The organism is Nocardiopsis sp. NPDC006832 (genome assembly GCF_040635885.1).
Classification (GTDB): domain Bacteria; phylum Actinomycetota; class Actinomycetes; order Streptosporangiales; family Streptosporangiaceae; genus Nocardiopsis.
The window spans coordinates 1-7,984 of the sequence record NZ_JBEYLC010000118.1 but is presented as its reverse complement, the minus strand read 5'-3'; the positions used below and the strand labels follow the sequence as shown (position 1 = coordinate 7,984).

Here is a 7,984-nt window from a genome sequence, read left to right as displayed (position 1 = left end):
ACCCGGCTCCTGTTCGAGTCGCGGAACGCACTGGTGGAGATCCACCCGGTCGCCCTTCACCTGCACCCGCGATCGGCCATCGCCACACTGCCGGTGCCCCTGCACCCGGGTGCCACCGCCTACTACCGGTCGGTCAAGTACGCGCACGACGAACGCCCATCGGTCCCCTGAGTCGCCGCTAGGGCAGCGGTAGGCGGATCCGCGCGTCGATGCCGTTCGGGTGGGCGGGCCGCAGGGTGAGTTCCGCGCCCTGGAGTTCCAGCAGGGTGACCACGATGGACAGCCCGAGCCCGGAACCGCCGCCGGCGCCCCCGCCGTCCCGCCAGAAGGGTTCGGTGGCGCGTTCGAGCTCTTCGGCGGGGAGCCCCGGCCCGTCGTCCACCACACGCATGTCCAGGTGGCCGCCGCCCTCCTCGTACCGAACGGGTTCGTCCACGTGAACGACGATCCGGACCTCCGCACCACCGAACTTCAACGCGTTGTCGATGAGCACGTCCAGGGCCTGGTCGAGAGTGCCCTCCGCACACGGCACCGACACGTCGGAGGCGCCCTCGCAGGTCAGCTCCGCGCCGGCGCGATCGGCGATGGGGAGCCACGCCGCCACCCGGTCCTCCGCGACCTCCCGCGCGTCCTCCCACACCATCGAGTGCTCGGCGTCCTCGGCCCGGGCCAGGGTGAGCAGGCCGTCGCAGATACGGGTGAGTCGGTCGACCTCGTCCAGCGCCAGACGGTGGTCCTGCGCGCCCTCTTGGCCCAGATGACGGGACAAACCGTCCACCCGAAGCCGCAGCGCGGCCAGGGGGTTGCGCACCTGGTGGCCGGCGTAGGCGACGAAGGTGCGCTGGCTCTCCAGCATGGAGGTGATGGTGTCGGCCATCTGGTTGAACGACTCGCCCAGGCGGCGCAGCTCATCCGGCCCGGCGGCTGTGCGCACCCGGGTGTCCAGGCTGCCGCCGCTCACCGCGCGGGTGGCCTCGTCGAGGTCGTCGATGGGACGCAGGATCCACCGGGTGAGCGGACCGGCCGCCGTGATGCCGACCAGCATCAACGCGGTGGCCACCAGCCACGCCACCCCCCACTGAACGGTGGTGGCGCGGCGCAGGGACTCGGTGGGCGAGAAGGTGACGGCGGCACCCACGACCTCACCGGAACGGCCGATGGGTTCGGCGACGATGAGCGGACCCTCCTGCCAGGGCCAGACCACGCTGTCGGCGCCCATCCGGTTGCCGGCCAGGGCCGTGCGCACCGGGCCGGATATCGCTTCCCCGCCCTCCGGCCAGCCGTTCGGGTCCAGGTCGGCCAGGGTCAACCCCGGTCGAGAGGAGACCACCACCTCGCCGTCCCGATCCACCACCAACGCCATGATCCCGTAGACCTCCTCGTAGGCGGCGAGTTCGGCGGAGAGGGTGCCCTCGTTACCGGTGAGGACGCTGGGCTCGGCCAACCCCGCGAATCGGGCGGTGTCGTTGATCCGGTCCAGCATCATGTCCGAGGTGCCGCGTGCGGCGATGCTGACGCACAGCGGCACCGCCAACGCCAGGCAGGCCGCCACCAGCAGGGTGACGTACACCGTCACCAAACGTCTGCGCATCCCGGATCCTCAGACCCGGGAGACGGGGGAACCGACCGCCATCCGGTAACCCACCCCGCGGACGGTCTGGATGAGCCGAGGCGCCTCCAACTTGGCGCGCAGGGTGCCGATGTGCACCTCCAGGGTGCGCAGCGTGCCGGGCCAGGAGGTCTGCCACACCCGCAACAGCAGGTGCTCGCGCGGGACCACCCCGCCGGCCTCGCGCACCAGCACCACGAGCAGGTCGAACTCCTTGCGGGTGAGCTCCACCGGACGACCCTCGCAGGTGACGACTCGGGTACCGGTGTCCACCCGGACGGGGCCCGCCTCCAGCACGGTGCCCGAACGTGTGCCGGTGCGACGCAGCACCGCTTCCATCCGGGCGCACAGTTCCTCGATGGCCAGGGGTTTGACCACGTAGTCGTCGGCGCCCGAACGCAGCCCGAGGACGCGTTCGCGTTGTCGTCCCCGCGCGGTGACCATGATGATGGCGGTGTCCCCGAAGTCCTGACGCTCACGGAGCGCACGACACAGGTCGATGCCGTCCATGTCCGGGAGGCCGAGGTCCAACAGGACGACGTCCGCCGGGGACGCGGCGAGCGCGTCCCCGGCGGTACGAACCTGCACGACCTCGTAGCCGTTCGTCTCAAGCGCCCCGGCGAGCGCGTCGGCGAGCCGGACGTCGTCCTCGACGAGCAGCACCTTGATCATGACCGAGGGTCCTTCGCGGAGGGGGTGTGCGTAACAACGCGGTGGTACGCACCCTAACCGCCCCGTGCGACCCCCGTCAGGAACGGCCTCCGGGCCGAGCGATGTGCACGTCCGGAACGATCTCCGGGGCGCCGAGCTGGACCGCGTCCGCCTCCTGGTCGGTGTCCTGTTCCTGGGCCACCCGCTCGGCCTCGATGCCCTTGCGGTAGAACTCCACCTCGCGTTCCACCTGCTCCTTGGCCCACCCCAGGGGTTCGGCCATCAGCTCTGCCGCCTCCTCCGCGGCGGCGATGCCCCGGTCCCAGGTCTCGAAGGAGATGCGGGTACGACGGGTCAGGACGTCCTCAAGGTGACGGGCTCCCTCCGCGTGCACCGCGTAGACGACCTCCGCCCTCAGGTAGTCATCGGAACCCGCCAACGGACGGGCCAGGTCACGGCGCTCCTTGATCAGGTCGAGGAGATCGTGGACCTGGGAGCCGAACCGACGCAGCAGGTGTGTGACCCGTGAGACGTGGAGCCCGGAGTCCCGGGCCAGACGGTGACGCTGGTTGTACAGGGCCGCGTACCCGTCCGCGCCCACCAGGGGCAGCTTGTCGGTGACCGAGTTCGGAACGGCCCCGCCCAGTCCATGCGCTACCGCGTCCACCGCGTCCTTGGCCATGACCCGGTAGGTGGTGTACTTGCCGCCCGCGATGAGCACCAGACCCGGCACCGGGTGGGCGACGGTGTGCTCTCGGGACAGCTTGGAGGTCTCGTCGGACTCCCCCGACAGCAACGGCCGCAGACCCGCGTAGACGCCCTCGACGTCGTCCCGACTCAGCGGCGTGCGCAGCACCTGGTTGACGTGGTCCAGGACGTAGTCGATGTCGGCGCGGCTGGCCGCGGGGTTCTCCTTGTCCAGGTCCCACGGGGTGTCGGTGGTGCCGATGATCCAGTGGCGGCCCCACGGGATCACGAACAGCACGCTCTTCTCGGTCTGCAGGATCATCCCGGACGAGGCCTGGATACGGTCCCGCGGTACCACCAGGTGCACACCCTTGGAGGCGCTGACGTGGACCTGGCCACGGCCTCCGACCATCTCCTGGATGTCGTCGGTCCACACACCCGCGGCGTTGACCACCTGCCGGGCGCGGATCCGGACCTTCTCGCCGCTCTCCAGGTCGGCGGCCATCGCCCCGACCACGTGTTCGCCCTCACGGAGGAACTCGACCGCCTGTACCCGGGAGGCGATCCGCGCGCCCAGTCCCGCCGCCGTGCGCAGGACCGTGGTGACGAAACGGGCGTCGTCGACCTGACAGTCCCAGTACTGGATCGCGCCGGCCAGGGAGCTGCGCTTGAGCGCCGGGAACACCTTCATCGCGCCGGACCTGGTCAGGTGTCGGTGCGAGGGCAGTCCCCGGTTGTTGCGGGAGCTCATCGCGAGCGCGTCGTAAAGGGTGACGCCCGCGCCGATGTAGAACCGCTCCCAGTGATGCTGGAACGGGAACAGGAACGGTACCGGACGCACCAGGTGCGGCGCGATGGTGGTGAGCAACAGACCGCGTTCATGGAGCGCTTCACGGACCAGCTCGAAGTCGAGTTGTTCCAGGTAACGCAGGCCGCCGTGGATGAGTTTGCTGGATCTGCTGGAGGTACCCGAGGCGTAGTCGCGCGCCTCGATCAGCCCCGTGGAGAGTCCGCGTGAGACCGCGTCCAGGGCGATACCCGCCCCCACGATCCCACCTCCGACAACGAGGACGTCGAGCTCCTCGTCCGCCATGGATGCCAGCGCCGCGGTGCGGCTCTCCGGTCCCAGCCAGGTGGTCGCCATTGGTCGTCCTCCGTATCGATGGGTCTTCCTCCCAGGCGCATACCCGCCCAAAGCCCCGTCCATCGGCCCGATCGGTGTGGCGACCGACCGGTGGGGCCTCAGGTTAACCGCGTGGCCCGCCCCGCTCGCGGCGCCACACGGATCGCCAGTGCCAGGAACGCCACGACGGTCAAGGCCGCTCCCCCCGTCAGCGAGGCCGCGGTGAGTCCACCCCCGGTGCCCGCGACCGCTACCAGCGCCGCGAGTCCGACCGCTCCGCCGAGTTGCTGCGCCGTGGACACCGTAGCCGAGGCCACTCCCTGGCGGGCAGCGTCGACCTCCTCACCCGCCACCGCGAACACCGCCGGATACACGGTGCCCGCCGTGAGCCCGAGCAGCAGCACCGCGGGCAGAACCATCCAGTAGTGGTCACCGGAGACCGCCCAGGCGAAGACGACCGAGGTCACCGCGACACCGAGCACGCCGACGAACAAGATCCGCCGCGAACCCCAACGGCCGAGCAGCCGGGGCAACAGGAAGGCGGAGCCGAGCATGGCCACCACCCCTTGGGGCAGGAAGCCCAGCCCCGCGGCCAACGGCCCCAACCCCAGACCGTCCTGGACGTGCGTGGTGTAGACGAAGTGCAGTGCGCCGATCACACCCATGAGCACGAAGACCAGCACCGCGCTCACCCACAGGGAACGCACACGAAGCAGGCCGAGCGGCAGCAACGGGTCGGCGCCCCCGCGCTCCACCAGGAGGAAGAGCCCCAGCGTCACCGCCCCCAGCACGATCACGCCGACGCCCGTCCGAACGTCCTCCTGGATCCGGGAGATCCCGAACACCAGGAGGAGCGCACCACCGGTGGCCAGGGCCGAGCCGGGCAGGTCGAAACCGGCCAGGCCCTCGCTCCGGGGGTCGGTGGGCAGCACCCGCGGTGCGGCGATGGCCACGACCAGGGCGAGCGGGACCAGCGCCCAGAAGACCGAGGCCCACCCGAGCAGACTGGTGAGGACACCGCCGAGTGCTCCCCCGGCCAAGGCACCGAAGGCCCCGGCGCTGCCCCAGACCGCGAGCGCACGGTTTCGCGCGGGGCCCGCGTCGAAGGCCGTGTTCACCAAGGCCAGGGTGGCGGGAAAGATCAGGGCGGCTCCGAATCCCTGCGCGGCTCGGGCGCCGATGAGTACCGTCGGGGGCCAGGTGAGGACGCCGACCAGGGCGCCGACCACCGAGGCTCCGGCCATCAAGGCGGCACCGAGGACCAGCATCCTGCGCGCACCGAGCCGGTCGACGGCCCGACCACCCAAAAGCAGGAAGCCCCCGTAGCCCAGGGCGAAGGCGGAGACGACCCACTGCAGGCCGCCGGCGTCCAGCCCCAGTTCCCGGCCGATCTCGGGTAAGGCGATGTAGACGACGTTGAAGTCCACGGACAGGGTGAAGTGGGCCATGGCCAGCACGAACAGGGCCGGCAACAAACGTGGCCGGCGGGCACTGGCCGGTGCCGTGTAGGTCATCGGGGTTCCCTCATCAAAGTTACTCCAGCACTGAAAGATTCAGCATGACAGTAACTCCAAAGTATTTCAGTACGCAATAATCCAGCGTGGTAATATTTGGCCATGAGCGACCACTGCCACGTCAGCGCCACCGAGGAACGCACCTGGGACGCCGTCACCCTGGCGTTCCGCCTGCTGGACCAGCGCGTGGAACGCGACGTCCAACAGGAGGTCGACCTACCCCTGACCTACTACGAACTGCTGGTCCTGCTCTCCAAGAACGAGCACGGGTCCCTGCGCATGAGCGAGCTGGCCGAACTCACCCACACCAAACCCAGCCGGATCACCCACGCCGTCCGCAAGCTCACCGAGGCCGGCTTCGTGGAACGCCGGCATTGCGAGACCGACCGCCGCAGCTGGTTCGCCGTCCTCACCGACCAGGGCCGCGAAGTCCTCCACCGCGCCGGCGGCCCGCACGTGGCGAGCATGCGCGAGAACCTCCTGGACCTGCTCACCCCCGAACAGCGCGACCAACTCCTGGACATCAGCCGCACCTTGCTCACCCGGCTCGCCCCCAGCAGCCCTTTGGCCCGCGAGAAAAGCCCCGTTCACGAGAGCCCCGGCACCTGACCTCGGTGGGGGTGGGTAGGGGTGGGGGTGGGGGTGGGGGTGGGGGCGCGGGACATGGGGCGTGTTGGTTTGGGTGTGGGTGGACGTGGGCTCCGGGGGTTATCCACAGGTAAGTGGTGGTGGGGTGGCGGTCGATGGGGTGGGTGATGTCTTCTTGATATTGGGGGAGCTTCTGGTTCCGCCGGTTTTGTGCTGCCCAGAGGTTGATGGTGAGGCGCCTGGGGTCGGGAGTCTTGGGGTTGTTGGGCGTTGTGTGGGTGGTTGGTGGGGCGCCTCGGGTTTCTGGCTTTTTGGGGTGGTTGGGCGGGGTGGGGGTGGGTTCTCCCTCCTTCCCCGCCGCGTGATTGTTGCCGCCCGCACCGCACGCGTCAAGGCGATGTTGAGTTGCGCATCAGCGTGGTGGGTGGCCTTGACCCGTACGGCACGGGCGGCGGTTTGGCGGCTATCGGGGAAGGGGGGAGAGTGGTTGAGGTCCCAACGGCCCCGGGCTTCGCCCGGTCCGGCCGTGGCCGGCCGGATGCCTTCCCCTCTCTCTGGTGTCCTCGTGGGCCGCGTCGCCACTACGTGACGGGCCCGGTCACGAAGGGCCCGCTACAGGTGGGACGGGTGGCGAGCCGCGTCCCCGCGGTGGCCGGCACCGGCGCCCCTTTGGCGATGATCTTGCTCGTAGCGCCATGTTCGGCGCCCAACATGGCGCTACGGACAAGATCATCATGATGGAGAGACAACACGGGGTTGATGGTGCCGGTGGGCCGGTACCAGGGGTGGCAGTGGCGCCGAGACCCCCAACGGGAGCCGCTCCGGCCCCGGGATATGACTCCGGGTAGGGGGTTCGCGGCGGGGACATACCGATATCCCCACAGGACACAGGGCCCTTGGGTTCTGACACCCAACCGGGGGTGATCTCGGGGTGGTCGCGGCGGGGTGGTGTTCCACCTGGCGGAAACGCATGGTCGTGGAAGCGGATGGTGGTGGTTAGAGGACAGTGGCTGGGGCCGGCTCCCCCTCCCCATCCCCCGACCCGGCTTCCTTTCCCGCTTCCTGGCGGTTCTGGGCGTGGTGGTGCTCCCAGATCTGCCGATTCACCTTGGCCTGCAACCGGTGCTTAAGCCGGTTATGGGTCGAGCACAACACCTGCATGTTCTCGGCGCTGGTGGCCCCGCCGTGGGAGAAGGGGACGATGTGGTCGTACTGCGACCAACTACGCGGCACATCACAACCCTCGTGCCACTCGCAGTAGGGCTTCTTGAACCCCGCCGCCTGGCGCACCGGATCCGGAGCGCACCGCTGCTTACGCCCCACATCCAACAGGGTCCGGCCCTGTTCGTCGGTCACGAACCGGCGCAACCAACTGTCGGGGGTCAGACGGGCCACCATCTGATCGGGCAACACCACCCCATCCTCGGTGGTGGCGGGCTCAGCCGACCCATCACCCAGGAAGCGCTTCAGGGGCACGGTGATGTTCAACGTGGCCAACGGTTGGCGGCTCAGGCTGGAGCAACCCCGGTGGGTCAGAGCTGTCTCGAAGATCCGCATCATCGCGTCATAAGTGCGCTGATGCTTCGGCATCGCCGTGTTATCCGGCCCATACGGCTCGGTGTAAGCCTCCAGAGCGGCCTGGATGAGCTCGTTATCGGCCCCCGGACCCCACATCCGCAACAAAAACCCGGACTCGAACGTGGGCGAGAACTGCGCGCCCCGGTTCTCGAACGTTTCGTCATAGTCCCGGTCGGCCTTATCCGGGTCCAGGCGGGCGACGAACCATTTCGCCGCGTCCCGCAACTGGCGCAC

Annotated in this window: 7 protein-coding genes; 2 read left to right on the top strand and 5 right to left on the bottom strand. The window is 69.3% G+C overall.

All coding sequences use genetic code 11. The features are described from left to right. The first annotated feature begins 9 nt into the window (after positions 1-9). A complete protein-coding gene (locus tag ABZ717_RS28195; protein ID WP_358516178.1) occupies positions 10-171 on the top strand; it encodes a TAXI family TRAP transporter solute-binding subunit in 162 nt (53 codons plus the stop codon). Between the two features lie 7 nt (positions 172-178). On the opposite strand, the gene ABZ717_RS28190 is transcribed toward ABZ717_RS28195, so the two are convergent. The 4 genes from ABZ717_RS28190 to ABZ717_RS28175 all read right to left on the bottom strand — a co-directional run bounded on the left by ABZ717_RS28190 (position 179) and on the right by ABZ717_RS28175 (position 5,584). Then, the gene (locus ABZ717_RS28190; protein WP_358516175.1) at positions 179-1,591 is read right to left on the bottom strand and encodes a HAMP domain-containing sensor histidine kinase; all 1,413 of its coding nucleotides are present in this window, start codon (positions 1,589-1,591) and stop codon (positions 179-181) included. Between the two features lie 9 nt (positions 1,592-1,600). After that, a complete protein-coding gene (locus ABZ717_RS28185) occupies positions 1,601-2,281 on the bottom strand; it encodes a response regulator transcription factor (protein ID WP_358516172.1) in 681 nt (226 codons plus the stop codon). A 76-nt stretch (positions 2,282-2,357) separates the two neighbouring features. After that, a complete protein-coding gene (gene glpD, locus ABZ717_RS28180; protein ID WP_358516170.1) occupies positions 2,358-4,091 on the bottom strand; it encodes a glycerol-3-phosphate dehydrogenase in 1,734 nt (577 codons plus the stop codon). A gap of 98 nt (positions 4,092-4,189) precedes the next feature. Next, a complete protein-coding gene (locus tag ABZ717_RS28175; RefSeq protein WP_358516168.1) occupies positions 4,190-5,584 on the bottom strand; it encodes an MFS transporter in 1,395 nt (464 codons plus the stop codon). A 102-nt stretch (positions 5,585-5,686) separates the two neighbouring features. Here ABZ717_RS28175 and ABZ717_RS28170 point away from each other — a divergent pair, with 102 nt between their 5' ends. Next, positions 5,687-6,193, top strand: a complete 507-nt coding sequence (locus ABZ717_RS28170) for a MarR family transcriptional regulator (RefSeq protein ID WP_358516165.1) — start codon at positions 5,687-5,689, stop codon at positions 6,191-6,193. 975 nt (positions 6,194-7,168) lie between these two features. On the opposite strand, the gene ABZ717_RS28165 is transcribed toward ABZ717_RS28170, so the two are convergent. Beyond that, positions 7,169-7,984, bottom strand: an 816-nt coding sequence (locus tag ABZ717_RS28165; protein ID WP_358516162.1) for a DUF222 domain-containing protein, incomplete at its 5' end; no start/stop codon positions are given.

What these genes read in the sequence shown, in the direction of transcription:
- ABZ717_RS28185 (WP_358516172.1), bottom strand. Translation starts at nt 2,281, where the DNA reads ATGATCAAGGTGCTGCTCGTCGAGGACGACGTCCGGCTCGCCGACGCG.
- ABZ717_RS28170 (WP_358516165.1), top strand. Translation starts at nt 5,687, where the DNA reads ATGAGCGACCACTGCCACGTCAGCGCCACCGAGGAACGCACCTGGGAC.
- ABZ717_RS28190 (WP_358516175.1), bottom strand. Translation starts at nt 1,591, where the DNA reads ATGCGCAGACGTTTGGTGACGGTGTACGTCACCCTGCTGGTGGCGGCC.
- ABZ717_RS28175 (WP_358516168.1), bottom strand. Translation starts at nt 5,584, where the DNA reads ATGACCTACACGGCACCGGCCAGTGCCCGCCGGCCACGTTTGTTGCCG.
- glpD (WP_358516170.1), bottom strand. Translation starts at nt 4,091, where the DNA reads ATGGCGACCACCTGGCTGGGACCGGAGAGCCGCACCGCGGCGCTGGCA.